Raw genomic sequence first — 18,567 nt, 5'->3', positions numbered from 1 at the left:
CCGGCTCGTGACCGCCCGGTGCGCCCGTTCAGCTCCCTGTCCGCTGACGGGACTTGCGCGCATGCCGGACGAAGACCTCACCGAGGGTGCCGACGAACATGCCCAGCGATCCCACCACGAACAGCCACAGGGCGACCCGTTCCAAGCTGGGGAAGAGGAAGAACACGCTGCCGATCAGGAACGTCGTGTTGCCGATGCCCCCGATGACCAGGTGGATGAACGGGAAGTCCTGAAGCAGGTATCGCTCGAGTCGGGGCAGCACACCATCATCCCTTCCGGTACCGAATCGCCCAGCAGCGGTGCGAGGCTATGGAGTACCGCCCCGAACGGCGCGGAAACACCGTCGCCGCCTCGTGCCGCCGGCTGAACCACGGGCCGTCTCCGCGCGGCGCTACTCCAGTCCGGCCCCGGCCGATCCAGTGAACCTGGCGCCTGGTGGACCCGTCCTGACCAGCCGGTCTGTCGCCCTCGCGCGGCGAGCGGCCCCGTCCCCGCCGCGTCGCCCGCGGTCCACCGGCGCAGACTGGCCCGGAACCCCCTGTCGGACGAGGAGAGGGCCGGATCATGGCCGATGTCGACGTACTCGTGGTGGGCGCGGGCCCGGTGGGACTGACGGCGGCGGCCGAGCTGCGGCGGCACGGAGTGGACTGCCGCATCGTCGACCGCCTGGCCGCCCCGCAGCCTCACGCGAAGGCCATCGGCGTCCTGCCCCGCACGCTGGAGGTGTGGGACGGCATGGGCCTGGTCCCCGGGGTGCTGGACGAGGCGGTGCCGCATCTGGGCCAGCTGGTCTTCACCGACGGCAAGCCGGGCGACGGACCGGTCCGGCTGACGCTGCCGCCGGACATCCCGTACCCCTTCGCCACGCTGCCCCAGTACACGACCGAGCGGCTGCTCACCGAGCATCTCGCACGCTTCGGCACGGAGGTGGAGCGGCCGGTCGAGGTCCGCTCGGTCACGGCGCACCCGGACGAGGTGGAGGTCGTCCTCGCGGGCCCCGACGGCGGCACCGAGCGGCTGACCGCCCGCTATGTGGTGGGCTGCGACGGGGCGCACAGCCTGGTCCGCAAGGCGGCCGGGCTGGCCTTCGAGGGCGACGTCCTGCCCGAGCGTTTCCTGATCGCCGACGTCGAGGTCGACTGGGACATGCCCGCCGGCTACAGCATGCGGTCCGTACACCTGGACGCCGGCGGTGCGGTGGACGACATGCTCGTCTGCATCCCGATGCCGGGTGCGCGGCGGTACTGGCTGTCGATGCTGCGGCCCGGTGACGGGGCCGGGGCCGACGACGGCGCGAGCGCGTCGGACGGGGCGCTCGACCTGGGGGACGGTCAGGGGCCGGACCTCGGCTACATCCAGGCCGTGCTGGACCGGCTGTCCCCCGAGCCGGCGAGAGCCTCCGCGCTGCGCTGGTCGTCCGTCTTCCGGACCGGTCACCGGCTGGTGGACCGTTACCGCAGCGGCCGCCTCTTCGTCGCCGGGGACGCCGCGCACGTCCACCCGCCGATCGGCGGGCAGGGGCTGAACACCGGTGTGCAGGACGCCCACAACCTCGGCTGGAAGCTCGCCCTCGCCGTCCGCGGTCTGGCCACGGACGACGTGCTGGACAGCTACCACGCCGAACGCCACCCCGTCGCCCGCGAGGTGGTCGACCGCACGGTCCGGCACGCCCGTACCGTCCGCGACGCCCGCGGCAACAGCGACAAGGGCAACGGCCCCGAAGTGTTCCTGCGGCGTCAGGCCCAGCTCACGGTCGCCTACCCGGACAGCCCGCTGATCCAGCCGCGGGCGGCGGACGGCGAGCGCGCGGACGGTCCCGCGTCGGGTGAGCGCGCGCCGGACTGCCGCGGCCTGCTGGGCGAACTCGCCGCCTACCCGCAGCGGTTGTTCGACCTGCTGCGCACCCCGCGGCACACGCTGCTGCTGTACGCGGGCCCGCGGCACGTCTCGGGCGACGGCGCCGCGCGGCTCGAGGCCTGCGCCGCCGAGGCTCGTCGCGCCGCCCACGGGCTGCTCGACGCCTACCTGATCACCGACGCGGAGGTCCCGCAGGACGCCCGCCCGGTCGGCCTGCGTCCGCCCCGGCTGCGCGACGCGGCGGGCGAGTTCCGTGCCGCGTACGCGCCGCAGGACGGCGAGGCGCTGCTGATCCGCCCGGACGGCTACGTCTCCGCGCGCTTCCGGTCGGCCGTACCGGAGGAGCTGGCGGCGCATCTGGGCCGCACCTTCGCCTGACGGCGCCGAGCGGGCCGCGACAGCCGTCAGACGACGTCGAATTCGTTGCCCTCGGGGTCCTGCATGGCCGTGGCGTAGAACCCCATGTCCGGCTCGTCGTTGATCCGCAGCACGGTGGCACCGGCCTTGACCAGCCGGTCCACCGTTGCCCTGACCCGCCGCACGCGGACGTCCAGCGGGACGTCACGGCCCCCGCCGACCTTCAGGTCGAAGTGCCACCGGTTCTTGGCGGCCTTCGCCTCCGGAACCTGCTGGAACCAGACTCTCGGCCCGTGTCCCGCGGGATCGACGAGGGACTCCGGAACATCCCCGGCACCGGCCGGCAGTTCCTCCTCGGGCACGCCCATGGCCGCCCAGTAGGCACGCCAGGTGGCATGCCCGCCCGGCGGAGGCTCGGGCACGTAGCCCAGCGCCTCCGCCCAGAAGGCCACCATCCGCTGCGGATCGGAGCAGTCGATCGTCAGCTGCACTGTCATCTCCATGCGCGGAGCATCTCAGGCGGGTCTGACAGTCGCTCCCGCACCGGCGCATGGCGGTGTCCGCGCGGTGACGGGCACGGACGGCACGGCGATCCCCCCGCGCTGCGGGACGCCGCCGGCCGACAGGGCGACGCGGTCCCGGCGGGCGGCCACGCCGTACCGCCACCGCACGAGCCTTTCTCGTCTTCTTGACGATTATGAGCCTCTCGTTTTATCGTCACTGGGACGAGAAAGAGGGGGCTCTCATGGCCGACATCACCCGGCGCCTGGGCTGGCGCCACCTGCGTGCCACGCCCACGGCGCACATCCGGCACCACCGTGACGGAAGGCTCGTGCACGACGGGCCCGGGCTGGGCTTCTGGTTCCGTCCGCTGACCGCCGCGCTGTCCGAAGTGCCCGTGGAGGACCGGGAGCTGGCCATGACGTTCCGCGCCCGCACCGCCGACTTCCAGGACGTGTCGGTGCAGGCCACCCTCACCTACCGCATCGGCGATCCGGCGCTCGCCGCCGCCCGTCTGGACTTCTCCATCGACCCGGACACCGGCGTCTGGCGCGGTGCCCCGCTGGAGCAGCTGGGCACCCTGCTCACCGAGACCGCGCAGCAGCACGCGCTGCATGTGCTGGCCCGTACCCCGCTGTCCGAGGCGCTGGTCGACGGGGTGGCCGCGGTGCGCGAGCGGATCGCGGCGGGCCTCGGCACCGAGCCCCGGCTGCCGGCCACCGGGATCGAGGTGGTGGCCGTACGGGTCATGGCCGTACGGCCCGAGGCGGAGGTGGAGCGCGCGCTGCGTACGCCCGCCCGGGAGCTGATCCAGCAGGAGGCCGACCGGGCGACGTACGAGCGGCGGGCCGTCGCGGTGGAGCGCGAGCGCGCCATCGCCGAGAACGAACTGGCCAGCCAGATCGAACTGGCCCGGCGCGAGGAGCGGTTGGTGGAGCAGCGCGGGGCCAACGCGCGCCGGGAGGCGGAGGAGAACGCGGCGGCCGACCAGGTGCGCGCGCAGGCCGAGGCGGCGCGCACGGTCCGGCTCGCCGAGGCGGAGGCCGCCCGTTCGGTGGCGCTCGCCCGGGCGGAGGCGCAGGCGGCGCGCGAGGTCGGCGAGGCCCGGGCCGAGGCCCAGGCGGCCTGGCTGCGCGTCCACGGCGATGTCGACGTGGCGACGCTGCACGCGCTCACCGGCACCCGGCTGGCGGAGAACCTGCCGCGCATCGAGAGCGTGACCCTCTCCCCCGACGTGCTGACCGGGCTGCTGGCCCGGCTCGGCGGCGGTGAGCGGGGATGAGCCTCGCCCCGCGGGCCGTCCTGGTCCATCGCACCACGGAGTACGAGGAGCTGCTGGCCCGGCACGGCACCCACGGACAGGCCGCCTTCTTCCTCTCCTCCCGCGGCCGCGACCTCGGAGAGATCGCCGCACGCCACCACCGCGCGCACCGGGCGCTGGCCGAGGTGGCCGCCGCGGTCCCGCCGGCCTGGCGGCAGGCCCGGGTGGAACGCGGTGACCTGGACCGCTTCCTGTTCGCCCCGGAGGACGTCGTGGTCGTGGTGGGCCAGGACGGGCTGGTGGCCAACGTGGCCAAGTACCTCACCGGGCAGCCGGTGATCGGCGTGGACCCGGAGCCGGGGCGCAACCCGGGCGTGCTGGTGCGGCACCGCGCGGCCGACGCGGCGGCGCTGCTGCGCGATGCGCCGGCCGCGCGGGTGGACGAGCTCACCATGGTCGAGGCCGTCGCCGACGACACCCAGCGGCTGCTCGCGCTCAACGAGATCTACCTCGGCGCCGTCGGACACCAGACGGCCAGATACCGCCTGGGCCTGGAGGGCGACGGGGGTGTCGTCGAGGCCCAGGCATCCTCCGGGGTGCTGGTGGGCACGGGCACCGGCGCGACCGGCTGGCTCCGGTCGGTGTGGCAGCAGCGGAACAGCGAGCTGCGGCTGCCGCACCCCACGGAGGACCGCCTGCTGTGGTTCGTCCGCGAGGCCTGGCCGTCCCCGTCCACCGGCACCTCCCTGGTGGCGGGCGAACTCGCCGCCGCCGGCCGGCTGTGCCTCACCGTGGAGTCCGACCGCCTCGTCGCCTTCGGGGACGGCATGGAGGGCGACGCCCTGGAGCTGACGTGGGGGCAGACGGTACGCGTGGGCACCTGTCGGCAGCGACTGCGGCTGGTGGCTCCCGTCCCGGGACGCCGGTGACACGGTGGGCGTCGGGCACGGGCACCGCGGGGTCGTCACGCGGTACCGAGGGCGCTACCCGTCGTCGTCCGTGGCGGTCATCTCGATGTCGATCACGCCGTCGTTGTGGAACAGTTCGGACGTCAGCGTGCCGGTGTCGGCGGAGCCCTCCAGTTCGAGCAGGACGCGGGCGGCGGGGTCGGCGCGGCCCGGGAGGCGGTCGACGCGTACCTGGAGGATGCGGAAGCCGCGCCGGGTGCAGGTTTCCATCAGCTGGGGCAGCAGGGCGGTGCCGGTGCGGTAGGTCATGCGCAGTTCGAAGGCGGAGGCGGTGCCGGGGAGCAGGCGCGCGGCCAGCCGGGGGTAGCCGCGTACGACCACGAAGTGCACGGCCGTGACGGCCAGGGCGAGGATGGGCAGTCCGCCGCCGCAGGCCATGCCGACCGCGCAGGTCAGCCAGATGGTCGCGGCGGTGGTCAGGCCGCGCACCGCGTCCCGTCGTACGAAGATCAGGCCGCCGCCGATGAAGCCGATGCCGGAGACGATCTGGGCGGCCACGCGGGACGGGTCGAAGGAGACGTTGTCCAGCCCGAGCACGTTGGTGAAGCCGTGCTGGGACACCTCCATCATCAGGGCGCTGGCGATGCCCACGAGCGTGTGGGTGCGCAGACCGGCACTCTTCTGCCGCGCCGCCCGCTCCCAGCCGATCAGGCCCGACAGCAGCAGGGCGAGGCCGAGTTCGGACAGCTGCCGCAGCCCCTGACCGTTGTCGACGTCCCACAGCGGAACCGCGAGCGCGGTCATGGCCACCTCCCTCCAGGCACTGTCCCTTCCCCGGGGAATCGACCGTCATTTCTGTTCCGCGGGTGGGCCGGGCCGTGCCGGTGCGGGCGGCCGGTGCGGCTCGGGCCCGCTACAGGTCGAGGACCGCCCGGAGCGCGTTGTCGACGAGTTCCTGCTGCTCGGGGCCGATGTTGCCGTGCAGGGTGGCGGTCTCGAAGCGGAGGGCGGAGAGCTGGAGCAGGTTCACGGCGACGAGGGAGGCGTCGACCGGGGTGGTCAGGCGCACGCTCATCGCCGTGTCGGGGTGCTGGGCGGGGGCGTGCAGCACCAGGACGACGACCGCGTGGTACGCCTCGGCGAGGCCGTCGAGGCTGACGACGAGCACCGTGCGGGTCCCTTTGCCGGTGTCGACATCCCAGACGTCCCCCTTGCGAATGGTCACAGGGCGTCGCCCTCGCCCGCGAGGTCGAGCGGCGCGATCGAGGCGAGCTTGCGCGCGGCGTCGAGCGTCATCTGCCGGCGCACGGCTCGCATGATGTAGTCGTTCAACGACGGCGCACCGGCGGCCGCGTCACGCAACGGTTTGTCCATGGCGTCGGGGATGCGCAAGGTGATGGCACTCATGGTGTCAAATCTAGCGTCATCGGTGACTTCGGGGAAGCAGTGCGGTCGGTTGCTCCCGAACAGTCGTTCACCCGGCACTCGTCTCGACACGTTTCCGGAAAGTCATGTGACGGCCTCCTCTCTCGGCCCGGACCGGAGGGCCGCTCCCGCGCTATATAATTTCCATATGCATGTATTTTCGGGCGGTGACGGCGCCCTCGCGGACGCCCGCCGCATCGAAGGCGCGGCACACGGCATGCTGCGCGACCTCTCCCGGCTCTCCCGGGCGCTGTTCCGCGCCGGTGACTACGGGCTGACGCGCAGCGAGGCATCCCTGCTCGACGCGCTGGAGGCCGGGCCGTTGCGGGTGACCGAGGTCGCCGCGCGCACCGGAATGGTCCAGCCGCAGGTCACCGTCCTGTTGCAGAAGCTGGAGGACCGTGGCCTCGTCGTCCGCCGGCGCTGCACGGCGGACCGGCGCGCGGTGGAGACCGAACTCACCCCCACCGGCCGCCGACTGCTCGAACAGGGGCGGCAGCGGATGGCCGCCGCCCTGCTGACCGCGCTGCACTCCCCCACCGTCGACGCCTGCGAGCGCACGGTGTACGACGCCCGGCGGGCCGTCGCCACCCTCGCCGAAGCCATGGAACCGGAGACCACTTGACCAGCCCAGGAACCGCCCGGCAGGACGCCGACCACACCACGGGGGACCGAGCCGCGGGAAGCCGGTCCGCCGACGCCACACAGGACCGGCCCGCCGCCACCGCGGGAGGCCCGGCCGCCGACACCACGGTGAACCGGCCGTCCAGTGCCGCGGAAGGCGGGCCCTCCGGTGCCGTGTCCGACGTGGCGCCCCGGCGGGTGGCCGGTCCCTACCGGTGGTGGGACCGGGTGCTGGTCGCCGATCCCGGGCTCGGGCAGTTGCAGGCGGGCTGGCGGACGCTGGTCGCCATGGTCACCGCCCTCGCCGTCGGCTACGGCATGGGCCGGGCCCTCGGTCTGCCCGCCATGATCGCCATGATGGTCGCCGGGATGATGGGCCTGATGAGCGCCTTCGCGGTGTCCGGCAACACCTGGAAGCAGCTCACCGGATTCATCCTGTGGATGCCGTTCCCCTACACGGCGGTGCTCTGGCTGGCCGCGCTCCTGCACGGCGACCGCACGCTGGAGATCTGCCTCAACGTCGCCGCGCTCGCCCTGACCTTCCTGCTCGCCCGGTTCGGCCCCCTGGCGCTGCTCACCGGCATGATGCTGTTCAACGGCCTGCTGGTGGGCACCATCGTGCCGATCCCCACGGCCATGATGGGCAAGGCGTTCACGGTGGCCCTGGTGTCCGCCGCGGCGGTGCTGGCCACCCGGCTGCTGCTGTGCTATCCGATGCCCCGGGAGGACCTGCTCCGCACGCAGCGGGCCTTCGTCGTGGAGGCCCGCCGTCTGGCCGACGCCACCGTCGACGCCCTCGACCCGGACGCCGACCCCCGGCGGGTCGAGCGCCGGACCAACCGCTCGCTGCGCCGGCTGAACGTCGTCACCCTCACGATCGACGCGCGCCTCGCGCAGCCCGAGGCCGCGGCCGACCCCGTCGTGGCCGAGCTGCTGCACCGGCGATTGTTCGACGCGGAGCTGGCCCTGCGCGGGATCAGCCAGGCGGTCCAGGTGCTCGCCGCGCAGTCGCCGCCCGAAGGGCTGCGCCGGGCGCTGGCGGTGGGGCTGCTGCTGGCCCGGGACACCCCGCCGGACCGGGCGAGCGGTCTGCGGCCCGCCGTGGAGACGATCCGCGAGCAGGCCGACGTCATCCTGCGGGACCCGGCGGCCGATCCCCGGGACGCCGAGTGCGCCGCCCTCGCCCGCCGGGTGGCCGAACTCATGGACTCCCTCGCCGACTCCCTCACCGGCTGGCTGGCGCTGGGCCGGCGGACCCCGCACGCCCCCGCCGCGGTGCCCTTCGAGCCCGCCGTGGCGCTGGAGAACAACCGGATCCCCGGTTCGGCCGCGCCGATGCGGCGTGCGCTCACCGCCCGTACGGAGAGCGGATGGCAGCGCGTGGTGCCCTTCGTGCGCGCCCCGCTGCACGCGGCGGTGGCCGCCGCCGTCGTCTGCCCCATCGCCGACGCCATCGATCCGCAGCGCTTCTACTGGGGCCTGGTCGGCGTGATGATCACGCTGTTCGGCACCAGCACCACCCACGAACGGCTGCGCAAGTTCGGCCACCGCATGGCCGGCACCGCCGCCGGCGCCGTGCTCGGGGTGCTCCTGCTGCACTGGACCGGCCACCAGCACATCTACTGGACGCTGGCCGTCATCGTCCTCGGGCTCTCCTTCGGCTCCTGGGGCATGCAGCGCGCCTACGCGCTGTGGACCACCGGACTGGTCGTCGCCCTGGTGCAGCTGTACGGGCTGACCACGCCGGACAGTGCGATGGACCACCTGCTCGGCGAACGGCTCGTCGACAACGGCATCGGCATCCTGGTGGCGTCGGCGTGCGCCGCGCTGATCTTCCCCCTGTCCACCCGGACCGTCGTCCGCGAGGCCGAGCACGGGTACGTCCAGGCGGTGCAGACGCTCCTCACCCAGGTGGCGACCCGCTGGGCGGAACCGGACAGTCCGGTACGGCTGCGGGGTGCGGCACGGGCCGTCGACGCCGCGCTGTTCGAGGTGACGGAGGCGTCCCGGCCGGTGGTGCGCATGCCGCTCGGGGTCCGCGGGCGCGAGCCGCACCACCGGATGGCGCTGCTGACCACGGCCGCGGGACACGCCCGGGCGCTGGCGTCCGCCGCCGACATCGACATCGACCTCTCGGCGAGCCTGTCCGAGCGCCTCCGGCTCATCACGCGCACCTTCACCGATTCGCTGCGCGCGCTCGACCACCACCTCGCCAACGGCACGGCCCAGGGTGTCTGGCGCCCCGTCACCCCGTACGTCCGTGAGCTGCGGGACGGAGCGTGGTCCGCCGTGCCCGGCCCCCGCGCCCGACGGCTGCGGACCGCCCTGCACGAGCTGGAGGCGCTCGACACGACGCTGGCCGCGTTCGCGGAGCAGTGCGGCCTCACCGTGGAGCCCGGCGCCGGACGGACACAGCCGGCGGGCGGAGCGGACAGCGGCGTACGCCGCACCGGAACCGCCGGGCACACCGGGACTGCCGGGATCACCGGGGCTGCCAGGGTCACCGGGACTGCCGGGGCCCTCGACCCGGCCGACACGGCCATGTCGCATCTCGCCGGTTCGGTACGCTGCGCCGCCCACCCCGGCGGCTGCTCCGCCCGCATCACCGTCATCGACGCACGTGGCCGGCGGGTCGCCCGGACATACACCGAGGACGGCGACTACGGGCTCCGCCTGCGGCCGGGCTCGTACACGCTGGTCGTCTCGGCCACCGGCCACGCCCCGCGCGCCGAGTCCGTCATGGTGCGGACCACACGGGACGGCCGGCGGCTGGACGTCCGCCTGTAGACAGGGCGCGCGCGTGGCCGGGGCGTGGCCCCGTCTGCCCGCCCGGTGGCGGCCAGGCGGGTGGGCGGGTCAGCGCAGGCCGGCGAAGAGGTCGTTCTCCGGTACGGTCGCGCCGGTGGTGTCCCGGACGCGCAGGAACGTCTCGACGCCCATCAGTTCGCCGAACCTCTCCTTGCCCATCCTGAGGAAGAAGATGTTCTCGCCCTGGCTGGCGTGCGCGGCCAGGGCGTCGTACTTCTGGTCGCTGAACCCGGTCGCGTCGACCCACGTGGTGATCTCGTCGTCGGGGAGGCCGATCTCGGCCATCGCGGCGGCCTCGGCGGGGTCCGGCTCGGGCATGTCCTCACCGAACTCGCGCATGATCTCGCCGAACCGCCGCATCCCCGAGCGGGGCATCGTGGTCCAGTACACCTTCGGCACCGGCCCGGCTATCTCCAGTGCCGCCATCGTGATGCGGTGGGCCTGGATGTGGTCGGGGTGGCCGTAGAAGCCGTTCTCGTCATAGGTGACGACCACATCGGGACGGTACTGCCGCATGAGTTCCGCGAGCCGGGCCGCGCCCTCCTGCACCGGGGTCTGCCAGAAGGATCCGGGGGCGTCGTTGGTCGCCCAGCCCATCATCCCGGAGTCGGCATAGTCCAGCATTTCCAGATCGCTGATCTTCAGGACCTCGCAGCTCGCCTCGAGTTCCTTGCGGCGCATCAGGGCGACCGCCGCCGGGTCGTGGCCGGGATCGCCCGGCTTGACGCCTCCCGGTCCGTCACCGCAACCGCCGTCGGTACACGTCACGAGGACCGTGCGGATGCCTTCCGCCGCGTACCGCGCGAGGATGCCTCCGGTGCCGGTGGCCTCGTCGTCGGGGTGGGCGTGTACTGCCATGAGCGTCAAGGGCCGGTCAGTCATGGAAACAGTCCTCCTGCGATCGCGGAAAAAGTACGTACTGGTCCGAGTGTGCGGCGGGCGTGCCGCGGGTTCCTGCGGGGATCGGACCCTGTGGGAACGGACAACCACGTGGTCCGCGTGGTTCCCGCCCGTACGGCGCCGGCCCCCCGCGGGTGCAACAGCACCGACGGGACCGGCTGTTCCCGGGGCGGCGGCCGGGCCTTGCGAACCTCGGCGTCCGATGTGAACGAGGTTACAGGGAGGGCTTGTTGGACTCCTCGTGGCATGGCAGCGCGTCGGCGGACGGAAGACCGTCGGCGGACGGAAGATCGTCGGCGGACGGGAGACCGTCGGTGTGCGGGAGGTCGCCGGCGTGTGGGAGGTCGCGTACACGGCGCATCGGGCTCCAGGCCAGGACGAGCCAGCTGGGTGCGACGACACCCGTCGTGATCCACATGGCCGGCCGGTACCCCACGGCGTCGCCGAGCAGCCCGCCGAGCACGGAGCCGAGCGGGATGGTGCTGTGGTTGATCACCGCGGCCGTGGCCACGACCCGGCCGAGCAGATGCGGCGGGCAGTAGCTCTGCCGAAAGCTGCCGACCACGACGTTGGCCACGGAGACGCCGGTCCCGACGAGGAAGGATCCCGCCGCGAACAGCAGCAGCCCCGGCCCGGCGGTGGTCATCGGCAGGAGCAGTGCGAACGGCGCGGTGGCGAGTTGCAGAAGGAGCAGTCCGCGTCCGGTGCCGATGCGCCGGCTCACCCTGGTGGCCACCGACGCGCCGACGACGCCGCCGGCGCTGCCGCTGGTCAGCAGCAGCCCGACCATGGCCGGGTCCAGCCCGACGGTGCGGACCAGGAACACGACCTGGACCGCCTGGTACCCCATCAGCGCCATGTTGACGACGGCGCCCCAGGCGACCATCGGCCGCAGGTACCGGTCCCGGCCCACGAAGCCGAGCCCTTCGGCGATCTGCCGTCGGAGCGGTGGCCGGTCCACGCCGGGGGCTCGGTCCGGTTCGGCGACCCGGATACGTGTGAGGCAGAACGCGGAGACCAGAAAGGTCGTCGCGTCGGCAACGAGCGCGGCGACCGCGCCGAACGCCTGGGTGACCATCCCCGCCACCCCCGGCCCGGCGAGCTGCGCGGCGGCCTCGCCGCCCTGGAGCCTGGCGTTGCCCGCCAGCAGTCCCCGGCCGTCGAGCACGATCCGTATGTACGAGTGGTAGGCGGTGTGGAAACACACCGCCGCGGTACCGCAGACCAGCGCGACGAGGACCATGTGCGCGAGGGTGAGCGCGCCGGACCATGCCGCCAGGGGGACGCTCGTCAGCGCCGCGGCGGACACCAGATCGCAGGCGATCATCAGTGGCCGTTTCCGCACGCGATCCACCCACGCGCCCACGGGCAGCCCCACCAGCAGCCAGGGCACCCACACCGCCGCGGCGAGCAGACCGACGGCGGTGGAGTCGGCGTGCAGCGTCACGACCGCGATCAGCGGCACGGACACCACGGTGATGCTGCTGCCCAGTCCGCTGACGGTCTCGCCGATCCAGAGCGACCGGAAGCCGGGGTGGGCGAGTCGCCCCCGGCGGGCCGGGGGCCGGTCCGGGGCGTCATGCGTGGAAGCCACGGAGGAATCATGCCGTGAGCTCCCGGCCCGCCGCGCATTTCCGCTGCCCGCCGCCGAGTTGGTCGACGGCGTCCCCTTATGCGGGCGCCTCGTCCGGCGGGAACGGGGCCGGGTACGGCTCCGCGAAGTCGGCCGAGCGGCTTACCTTCTCCCAGGCGGCCGCCTCGGCGAGTTGGCGGCGGGAGTAGCCCCGCGCCATCTCCACGGCGTTGACGCCGAGCAGCAGGTGCGAGGGGGGATTGTCGCGACCGGCCGCCTCGACGATGATCCGTGCGGCGCGCTGCGGGTCGCCGGCGGCTCCGGCGTCGTTCTGCCGTACGCGCCGGTTCATCAGGCCGACGGTCTCCTCGTACGGGGCGGGGATGTCCCGCACGGTCATCGAGGAGCCGGCCCAGTCCGTGGCGAAGCCGCTCGGTTCGACGACCATGACGCGCACCCCGAAGGGCGCCGTCTCCGCGGCGAGCACGCGGGAGAATCCGTCTACCGCGAACTTGGCGGCCTGGTAGGACGCGATCCCGGGCGAGCCGCCCACGCGGCCGCCGACCGAGGAGATCTGCACGACCGTCCCGGCGCCCTGGGCGCGCAGGGCCGGCAGCGCGGCCCTGGTGACGTGGTAGACGCCCCAGAAGTTGGTCTCGAACTGGGTGCGGAAGTCGTCGTCGTCCGTGGTCTCGACGGGCGAGACGTTGGCGTACCCGGCGTTGTTGACGAGCACGTCGATGCGTCCGTAGTGGCCGAGCGCCGCGTCGACGGCCGTCCGTGCGGCGGCGCCGTCGGTGACGTCGAGCGGGAGCGCGAGGACCCGGTCCTCGCCGTACTTCCGTACGAGGTCGTCCAGTTGCTCCGGCCGGCGGGCGGTGGCGGCGACGAGGTCGCCCGCGTCGAGCGCGGCGGTGACCAGGGCGCGGCCGAGGCCGCGGGAGGAGCCGGTGACGAACCAGACCCGTGGGGCGTGAGCCTGCCCTTCCTGTCCTTCCTGACGGTCCTGTCCTTCCTGACGATTCTGCCGCTCTTGTCGCTCTTGTCGTTGCTGAGGTTCCATGCCATTTAGTGAAACACCGTTGCGTTAATAGCGCAACAGCGTTGCTCTACGATGGGGCCATGACCGCGTCCGGATTCCAGCGCGCCCGCAGCGCACAGGCCAAGCAGCAGCGCGAAGCGGCGATCCTCGAAGCGGCCCGCGCGCTCGGCGCCGAGCGAGGCATCCGGGAGATCACCCTCACCGACATCGCCGCCGCCGTGGGCATGCACAAGTCCGCCCTGCTTCGCTACTTCGAGACGCGGGAGCAGATCTTCCTCAGGATCACCGCCGAGGGATGGCGGGAGTGGTCCGCGGAGCTGTGCGACCGGCTGCGCGAGCTGCCGCACGGCACGCCGGAGGGCGTCGGCGAGGTGCTCGCGGCCACGCTGGCGGCCCGACCCCTGTTCTGCGATCTGCTCGCCCAGGCGCCCCTCAACCTGGAACGGAACGTGTCGGTGGAGTCGGTGCGCGCCTTCAAGCTCGTCACCCTCGACGAGGTCGCACGGATCGGCGCGGAACTCGGCCGGCTGCTCGGCCTCGACGAGGAGCGGGCCGTCGACGTCATCGCGACGGCCACCAGCCTGGCCGGCGCCCTGTGGCAGATGGCGACGCCGGGCCCGCACATCCAGGCGCTCTACCGCGAGGACCCCCGGCTCGCGCACGCCGTGGTGGAGGTGGAGCCCCGGCTGCGCCGGGTCCTGGGCGGGCTGCTCCGGGGGATCACCGGCGACGCGGACGCATAGCGTGCCGCCGCCGCACCGGATCCGGTGCGGCGGCCACCGGCCCGGCGCGTCCGCGCTACCCGACGAGCAGCACGAACATCACCGCCATCCCCAGCGCCATCGCCGCATGGCAGCCGAGTCCCAGGGCGACGGCAGCGCCCTCGCCCGGCGCCCCGGCCGCCGTGACCGCAACAGCAGCCGCGCCCGTCGTGCCTGTCCCGCCCGGCCGGACCGCCGGTTCCAGGGCGCGGGCCCGGTCGAGCGCGCGGGCCAGCCAGACCAGGCCGAGCCCCGTGAACGCGGCGGCGAGGACGCCCGCCGCAAGTCTCGGCCCCGTACCGGTCAGGGTCATGGCGGCGAGCCCCGAGCCGTCGCCCATGTCCATGCCCTCCATGCTGCCCCCGCCGGAGCCGCCCGCCATCGCGCCGGAGGAGGCCATCGCCGCCACCATCCAGGCCATGGCCGCCATCATCAGCACATGCGGCCACGCGGCGAGCACCGCCCCGCGCCGGGTGCGGTCGCCGGGACGGAAGGGGGCGGCGGCGAGGAACCACAGCGCGCCCGCCGAGAAGAGCACGACCTGCGGCCCGGCCGACAGGTCCATGCCCCACGGCCAGGCCATCGCCGCCATCAGCACGCTCATCGCCACGTGCAGCGCGTGGTCCACCCGCGCGGTGACCGCCGTGCCCGGCAGTACGGCCCGCCACACCCCATGGGCGGCGGACACGGCGAACAGCAGGGTCAGGATCCAGCGCAGTCCGGTCGCCGCGATCACGCCGCCACCCCCGCCCGACGCCGCCGCACCGCGCCCACCGTCACGTCCACCAGGACGAACAGGAGCAGCGGCAGACCGAAGAACGGCACGTAGTAACCGATGACCGCGGCCGCCACGACCAGGGGCGCGAGGACCCGGCCGGGCACCCGGCGCCAGGCCCCGCGCACCGGCGCGCGGCCGGCGGTGAGGCCCCGCGCGCGGATCGGCCGGCGCAGCCACCACATGCGGTAGCCCCACAGCGTCATCCCGATCACGCCGAGGGCGAGCAGCGCGAGGACGATCTGGTTGGCGAGGCCGAACAGCAGGCCCATGTGCGCGTTGATGCCCCAGGAGGTCATCTTGGCGAGCAGCGGGAAGTCGTCGAAGTCGAGCTTGTGCGTCACCTTTCCGGTGGCCGGGTCGACGGCGACCACGTCCTGCTGTTCGGGCCAGCTGCGGGTGTTCTCCTTCACGGTGTACGCGGAGTCCGCGTCGGCGGGCGGGGTGACGACGAGTACGCCGACCAGGCCCGCGTCATGGGCCGAGGCGACGACCGCGTCGATGCCGACGTCCTCGCGCCTCTCTCCCCCGCCCTGCTCCGCGCCGGTGGCGGCGGGCAGCACGGTGGAGACCGAGGGTGTGCTGCCGCCCAGGGAGTCCTGGATCCGCCCGATACCGGCGCCCGCGTGCGCGGACCAGGTCAGGCCGGTCGCGGACAGGGCGAGCAGGCCGACGGAGGCCCACAGGCCGACCGCGCCGTGCCAGGAGAGCGTGCGCCGGCGGCCCTTGGGACCCCCGCGCGGCAGCAGCAGCCGGCGCAGCCGCTTGCGGTTGCGTGCGGTGCCGGCCCACAGGGCGAGACCGCCGAGTACCTCGATCCACAGCCAACTCGCGGCGATCTCGCTGTAGTTGCGGCCGAAGTCGCCCAGGTGCAGATTGCGGTGCAGATCGTCGAGCCAGGCCCGGGCGGGCAGCCACTGGCCGGACGTCCGCAGTTCGCCGAGGGCTTCGCCGTCGTACGGGTCGACGAAGGCGGTGAGCGTGTAGCCCTCGGGCAGGCCGTCCTTGTCGAAGGTGACACGGGTGGAGTCGGTGGGCCCGGCGCCCTTGGTCACGGACACCAGGGTGCCGCCGGGCACCGCCCGCCGCGCGGCGGCCACTTGGGCGGCGAGCGGCTCGGCGCCGCCGTGGGGCGTCACCTTCAGCTCGTGGTCGTACAGGATCGACTCGACCTGCGGCGTGACGGTGTAGGCGAGTCCCGTGACGGCGGCGACGAGGATGAACGGGCCGATGAGGACACCGGCGTAGAAGTGCAGCCGCAGCAGCAGGGGCCGCAGTCCGCTCCATGGTCCCGGCACGGCGGGCGCGGGGACGGCGGCCGGTTCCCCGGCCGACCGCGGCGACGGCAGTGCACCCACCTCGGCATCGGGGCTGACGGCAGCAGCCCGCGCCACCGGCGCGGCATCCGCCTCTGGCACGGACTCCGCCGCCGGCGCGGCCCCCACCCCCGGCTGTGTCCCTGTCTCGGGCATCCGCGACTCCTCTCCCCACCGCTGCCGCGGCCGACCGTTTCGGCGACGGCAGCACAGGAGTCGGAGCGGGAAGGGAGGAAGTTCCCGGCGCCGTATGTGACCGGGGTCACGCCCCTGCCGTGGAGTCGACCCGCCGGGTCAGCCCCGTCCGCACACCTGGCCACGCTTCCGGCCTCCGGTCACCGGAACGTCGTCAGCCGAGGATGAGCGGCAGGCGGGCGGCGAGGCCGGACAGCGTGGCCGTCTCGGCGTCGGTCGGTGTGCGACGCCCGGTGCCGATCAGCAGGGCGTCCTTGTCGGAGAACCGGGCGGGAAACGGGGCCCCGGCGATGCGCTCCAGCAGGGCGCGCGCCGCGGCGAGGGTTTCGGCGGGCGGCTCGGGGGCGGAGGGCAGGTGCGCGATGAGGTCGAGGTGGTGCAGGGTCCATTCGAGTACGTACGCGGAGAGGTAGTCGCCGACGGTCAGCACTTTCTCCTGCGTGCTGACGCGGAGGGCGGGGTCGGCCAGTCGTGCGGCCCGGCCCGCGGCGGAACCCACGTCGTCCAGGTGGAACGTCAGCCACCGCGGCGGGCCGTAGGCGGCGGCCAGCCGCGGGATCAGCGCGTCGAGGGGGTCCTCGCCGGTCGGCGGCTCGTCCAGGAGGGTCCAGTAGGTGGCCGCGTCCGCGGTCGGTTCGGTACCGGCGGGCGTGACGAGGGTGATCAGTACGTCCTGGGCGTCGATGACGAGGTGGCAGACCAGGTCCCGCACGCGCCAGCCGGCGCAGCCGGACGGACGCTCGAAGTCCTCCTCCGGCAGTTCGGCGACCGCTGCGAGCAGTGCTGTCCAGGAGCGCGAGAAGAGATCCATCAGGGCACGGTAGGCCGACCCCGGAGCGGTGGACAAGCGGACGGGACATCGGATGTCTTGCGGGCGGTCAGAGGCACTCCTGACGGTGGCAGCCTCCGTACGGACGGACCCAGGGACGCGCCCACCCGGCGGCTCCCTTCCTGCCGAGACCGTCCGGCGCGCACGCACACCGAGACGTCGGATCATTTTGGCTAGAGTGGGCCGTATGGCGGTCACCGACGCGGCTATTCTCAAGATCAAGGAAATGATCGTCTCGGGCGAGCTCTCGCCCGGGTCCCGGCTGCCTCCCGAGAAGGAGCTGAGCGAGGCGCTCGGACTGTCGCGCAACTCGCTGCGCGAGGCCGTGAAGGCGCTGGAGGTCATCCGGGTTCTGGACGTGCGGCGCGGTGACGGGACCTACGTCACCAGTCTCGAACCGCGGCTGCTGCTCGAGGCCATGTCCTTCGTCGTCGACCTCCACCGGGACGACTCGGTCCTGGAGGTCCTCGCGGTACGGCGGATGCTCGAACCGCAGGCGGCCGCGCTCGCGTGCCACTCGATCACCGACGAGCGGCTGGCCGCGATCGAGCAGCGGCTCGCGGACGTCGGTGCGGACGCCGACGTGGAGAGCCTGGTCGCCCACGACATCGCGTTCCACCACGCGATCGCCGAGGCGACCGGCAATGCCTATCTGACGAGTCTCCTCGACTCCCTGTCCGGCGACACCGTCCGCGCCCGCGTCTGGCGCGGCATCACCGAGGACGGTTCGGTCGCCCGCACGATCGACGAGCACCGCGGCATCCTGGACGCCCTGCGGCAGCGGAACGCGGAACTCGCCCAGGCGCTGATGTTCGTCCATGTCTCCGGCGTGGAGCACTGGCTCCGCAGGGCCCGCTGACGCGTGTCGCTCCTCGGTCCGGCAGCCGCGTCGCAGAGGTGATCGACGCGGATGTGCACATCTGGGACCCCCCGTCGGCTGCGGTACGACTGGATCGCCGGTACGGTGCTGGACCGGCCGAGGCCGCCGGGTGACATCGACGACGCCGACGGCTCGGTGACGCGCCGGGGGTTCGTCGAGGCCGACGTCACTCCCGAGAGGGCCCTCGACGAGGCCCGCTGGGTCGCGGGGCTGGACCGGCCCGGGCCGGCGGGGAGGGTCGTGGCGGCCGGCCCGGAGGCGCCCGACGCGGGCGAACGGATCGAGCGGGCGGCCGCGCCGCCGTCCGTGCGCGGGGTCCGCCAACTGCTCCAGGACCTGCCCGGCGAGCGGCTCGCGGCACCCGCGCCGCGCGCGGGACTCGCCGAGGTGGGCCGCGCCCGGCTCGTCCTCGACGCCTGTGCGCGCTGGACGCGGTCGGACGCGGTCGGACGCCCTCGATCGTCTCCTGGCCCGCTTCGGTGACGGGGTCACCGCCCTCGGCAGGCTGCCCACCGAGGTCCGCGACGCGGGGAGCCTGCGACGGCACGGCCCGGA

Annotated in this window: 19 protein-coding genes; 8 read left to right on the top strand and 11 right to left on the bottom strand. The window is 73.6% G+C overall.

Annotation, left to right across the window (positions count from 1 at the left end):
* Window positions 1–28 precede the first annotated feature (28 nt).
* Complete coding sequence (locus IO29_RS02080) at window positions 29–262, bottom strand: YrhK family protein (protein WP_030377282.1); 234 nt, start codon at window positions 260–262, stop codon at window positions 29–31.
* A 302-nt stretch (window positions 263–564) separates the two neighbouring features.
* On the opposite strand from IO29_RS02080, the gene IO29_RS02075 reads away from it, so the two are divergent.
* Window positions 565–2,235 carry an FAD-dependent monooxygenase gene (locus IO29_RS02075; RefSeq protein WP_030377281.1) on the top strand — a complete coding sequence of 557 codons (1,671 nt, stop codon included), beginning with the start codon at window positions 565–567 and terminating at the stop codon, window positions 2,233–2,235.
* 26 nt (window positions 2,236–2,261) lie between these two features.
* Here the strand turns inward: IO29_RS02075 and IO29_RS02070 are convergent, their stop codons facing one another.
* A complete protein-coding gene (locus IO29_RS02070; protein WP_030377280.1) occupies window positions 2,262–2,717 on the bottom strand; it encodes a VOC family protein in 456 nt (151 codons plus the stop codon).
* Between the two features lie 242 nt (window positions 2,718–2,959).
* Here IO29_RS02070 and IO29_RS02065 point away from each other — a divergent pair, with 242 nt between their 5' ends.
* Both IO29_RS02065 and IO29_RS02060 read left to right on the top strand, forming a co-directional pair.
* The gene (locus tag IO29_RS02065; protein ID WP_030377279.1) at window positions 2,960–3,997 is read left to right on the top strand and encodes an SPFH domain-containing protein; all 1,038 of its coding nucleotides are present in this window, start codon (window positions 2,960–2,962) and stop codon (window positions 3,995–3,997) included.
* Window positions 3,994–4,905, top strand: a complete 912-nt coding sequence (locus IO29_RS02060) for an NAD(+)/NADH kinase (RefSeq protein WP_030377278.1) — start codon at window positions 3,994–3,996, stop codon at window positions 4,903–4,905. Before IO29_RS02065 ends, IO29_RS02060 begins: the two co-directional genes overlap by 4 nt.
* Window positions 4,906–4,959: 54 nt before the next feature.
* Here the strand turns inward: IO29_RS02060 and IO29_RS02055 are convergent, their stop codons facing one another.
* From IO29_RS02055 to IO29_RS02045, 3 genes are all read right to left on the bottom strand, one after another.
* A complete protein-coding gene (locus IO29_RS02055) occupies window positions 4,960–5,688 on the bottom strand; it encodes an MgtC/SapB family protein (RefSeq protein ID WP_030377277.1) in 729 nt (242 codons plus the stop codon).
* Window positions 5,689–5,797: 109 nt separating this feature from the next.
* On the bottom strand, window positions 5,798–6,109 hold the full coding sequence (locus IO29_RS02050) for a hypothetical protein (protein WP_030377276.1): 312 nt from the start codon (window positions 6,107–6,109) through the stop codon (window positions 5,798–5,800).
* Window positions 6,106–6,291 carry a hypothetical protein gene (locus IO29_RS02045; protein WP_030377275.1) on the bottom strand — a complete coding sequence of 62 codons (186 nt, stop codon included), beginning with the start codon at window positions 6,289–6,291 and terminating at the stop codon, window positions 6,106–6,108. The genes IO29_RS02050 and IO29_RS02045 overlap by 4 nt, the downstream gene beginning before the upstream one ends.
* A 166-nt stretch (window positions 6,292–6,457) precedes the next feature.
* Here IO29_RS02045 and IO29_RS02040 point away from each other — a divergent pair, with 166 nt between their 5' ends.
* Both IO29_RS02040 and IO29_RS02035 read left to right on the top strand, forming a co-directional pair.
* Window positions 6,458–6,934 carry a MarR family winged helix-turn-helix transcriptional regulator gene (locus IO29_RS02040; RefSeq protein ID WP_030377274.1) on the top strand — a complete coding sequence of 159 codons (477 nt, stop codon included), beginning with the start codon at window positions 6,458–6,460 and terminating at the stop codon, window positions 6,932–6,934.
* Window positions 6,931–9,720 carry an FUSC family protein gene (locus IO29_RS02035; RefSeq protein WP_234307359.1) on the top strand — a complete coding sequence of 930 codons (2,790 nt, stop codon included), beginning with the start codon at window positions 6,931–6,933 and terminating at the stop codon, window positions 9,718–9,720. The genes IO29_RS02040 and IO29_RS02035 overlap by 4 nt, the downstream gene beginning before the upstream one ends.
* Window positions 9,721–9,789: 69 nt before the next feature.
* Here the strand turns inward: IO29_RS02035 and IO29_RS02030 are convergent, their stop codons facing one another.
* The 3 genes from IO29_RS02030 to IO29_RS02020 form a co-directional block, all read right to left on the bottom strand.
* Window positions 9,790–10,623 carry a PIG-L family deacetylase gene (locus IO29_RS02030; RefSeq protein WP_030377272.1) on the bottom strand — a complete coding sequence of 278 codons (834 nt, stop codon included), beginning with the start codon at window positions 10,621–10,623 and terminating at the stop codon, window positions 9,790–9,792.
* A gap of 232 nt (window positions 10,624–10,855) precedes the next feature.
* Entirely contained in the window at window positions 10,856–12,235 is a 1,380-nt protein-coding gene (locus IO29_RS02025) for an MFS transporter (RefSeq protein WP_063738055.1), read from the bottom strand.
* Window positions 12,236–12,311: 76 nt separating this feature from the next.
* A complete protein-coding gene (locus IO29_RS02020) occupies window positions 12,312–13,277 on the bottom strand; it encodes an SDR family NAD(P)-dependent oxidoreductase (protein WP_078618043.1) in 966 nt (321 codons plus the stop codon).
* Window positions 13,278–13,336: 59 nt separating this feature from the next.
* On the opposite strand from IO29_RS02020, the gene IO29_RS02015 reads away from it, so the two are divergent.
* Entirely contained in the window at window positions 13,337–13,999 is a 663-nt protein-coding gene (locus IO29_RS02015; protein ID WP_030377269.1) for a TetR/AcrR family transcriptional regulator, read from the top strand.
* Between the two features lie 55 nt (window positions 14,000–14,054).
* Here the strand turns inward: IO29_RS02015 and IO29_RS02010 are convergent, their stop codons facing one another.
* The 3 genes from IO29_RS02010 to IO29_RS02000 form a co-directional block, all read right to left on the bottom strand.
* Window positions 14,055–14,753, bottom strand: a complete 699-nt coding sequence (locus IO29_RS02010; RefSeq protein WP_030377268.1) for a DUF5134 domain-containing protein — start codon at window positions 14,751–14,753, stop codon at window positions 14,055–14,057.
* Entirely contained in the window at window positions 14,750–16,264 is a 1,515-nt protein-coding gene (locus IO29_RS02005) for a PepSY-associated TM helix domain-containing protein (RefSeq protein WP_078618042.1), read from the bottom strand. The genes IO29_RS02010 and IO29_RS02005 overlap by 4 nt, the downstream gene beginning before the upstream one ends.
* 193 nt (window positions 16,265–16,457) lie before the next feature.
* Entirely contained in the window at window positions 16,458–17,114 is a 657-nt protein-coding gene (locus IO29_RS02000) for a maleylpyruvate isomerase N-terminal domain-containing protein (RefSeq protein WP_030377266.1), read from the bottom strand.
* Window positions 17,115–17,319: 205 nt separating this feature from the next.
* Between IO29_RS02000 and IO29_RS01995 the strand changes: the two genes are divergently transcribed.
* Both IO29_RS01995 and IO29_RS01990 read left to right on the top strand, forming a co-directional pair.
* A complete protein-coding gene (locus IO29_RS01995) occupies window positions 17,320–17,991 on the top strand; it encodes a FadR/GntR family transcriptional regulator (protein WP_030377265.1) in 672 nt (223 codons plus the stop codon).
* A gap of 51 nt (window positions 17,992–18,042) precedes the next feature.
* Complete coding sequence (locus IO29_RS01990; protein WP_158709266.1) at window positions 18,043–18,495, top strand: amidohydrolase family protein; 453 nt, start codon at window positions 18,043–18,045, stop codon at window positions 18,493–18,495.
* The last annotated feature ends 72 nt before the right edge of the window (window positions 18,496–18,567 follow it).

Source organism: Streptomyces sp. NRRL F-6676 (assembly GCF_000725625.1).
Classification (GTDB): Bacteria; Actinomycetota; Actinomycetes; order Streptomycetales; family Streptomycetaceae; genus Streptomyces.
The sequence above is the reverse complement of the archived record's forward strand: the minus strand, read 5'-3'. Positions and strand labels throughout refer to the sequence as shown.

What these genes read in the sequence shown, in the direction of transcription:
- IO29_RS02055 (WP_030377277.1), bottom strand. Translation starts at nt 5,688, where the DNA reads ATGACCGCGCTCGCGGTTCCGCTGTGGGACGTCGACAACGGTCAGGGG.
- IO29_RS02070 (WP_030377280.1), bottom strand. Translation starts at nt 2,717, where the DNA reads ATGGAGATGACAGTGCAGCTGACGATCGACTGCTCCGATCCGCAGCGG.
- IO29_RS02030 (WP_030377272.1), bottom strand. Translation starts at nt 10,623, where the DNA reads ATGACTGACCGGCCCTTGACGCTCATGGCAGTACACGCCCACCCCGAC.
- IO29_RS02020 (WP_078618043.1), bottom strand. Translation starts at nt 13,277, where the DNA reads ATGGAACCTCAGCAACGACAAGAGCGACAAGAGCGGCAGAATCGTCAG.
- IO29_RS02015 (WP_030377269.1), top strand. Translation starts at nt 13,337, where the DNA reads ATGACCGCGTCCGGATTCCAGCGCGCCCGCAGCGCACAGGCCAAGCAG.
- IO29_RS02000 (WP_030377266.1), bottom strand. Translation starts at nt 17,114, where the DNA reads ATGGATCTCTTCTCGCGCTCCTGGACAGCACTGCTCGCAGCGGTCGCC.
- IO29_RS01995 (WP_030377265.1), top strand. Translation starts at nt 17,320, where the DNA reads ATGGCGGTCACCGACGCGGCTATTCTCAAGATCAAGGAAATGATCGTC.
- IO29_RS02045 (WP_030377275.1), bottom strand. Translation starts at nt 6,291, where the DNA reads ATGAGTGCCATCACCTTGCGCATCCCCGACGCCATGGACAAACCGTTG.
- IO29_RS02065 (WP_030377279.1), top strand. Translation starts at nt 2,960, where the DNA reads ATGGCCGACATCACCCGGCGCCTGGGCTGGCGCCACCTGCGTGCCACG.
- IO29_RS02060 (WP_030377278.1), top strand. Translation starts at nt 3,994, where the DNA reads ATGAGCCTCGCCCCGCGGGCCGTCCTGGTCCATCGCACCACGGAGTAC.
- IO29_RS01990 (WP_158709266.1), top strand. Translation starts at nt 18,043, where the DNA reads ATGTGCACATCTGGGACCCCCCGTCGGCTGCGGTACGACTGGATCGCC.
- IO29_RS02005 (WP_078618042.1), bottom strand. Translation starts at nt 16,264, where the DNA reads ATGCCCGAGACAGGGACACAGCCGGGGGTGGGGGCCGCGCCGGCGGCG.
- IO29_RS02040 (WP_030377274.1), top strand. Translation starts at nt 6,458, where the DNA reads ATGCATGTATTTTCGGGCGGTGACGGCGCCCTCGCGGACGCCCGCCGC.
- IO29_RS02075 (WP_030377281.1), top strand. Translation starts at nt 565, where the DNA reads ATGGCCGATGTCGACGTACTCGTGGTGGGCGCGGGCCCGGTGGGACTG.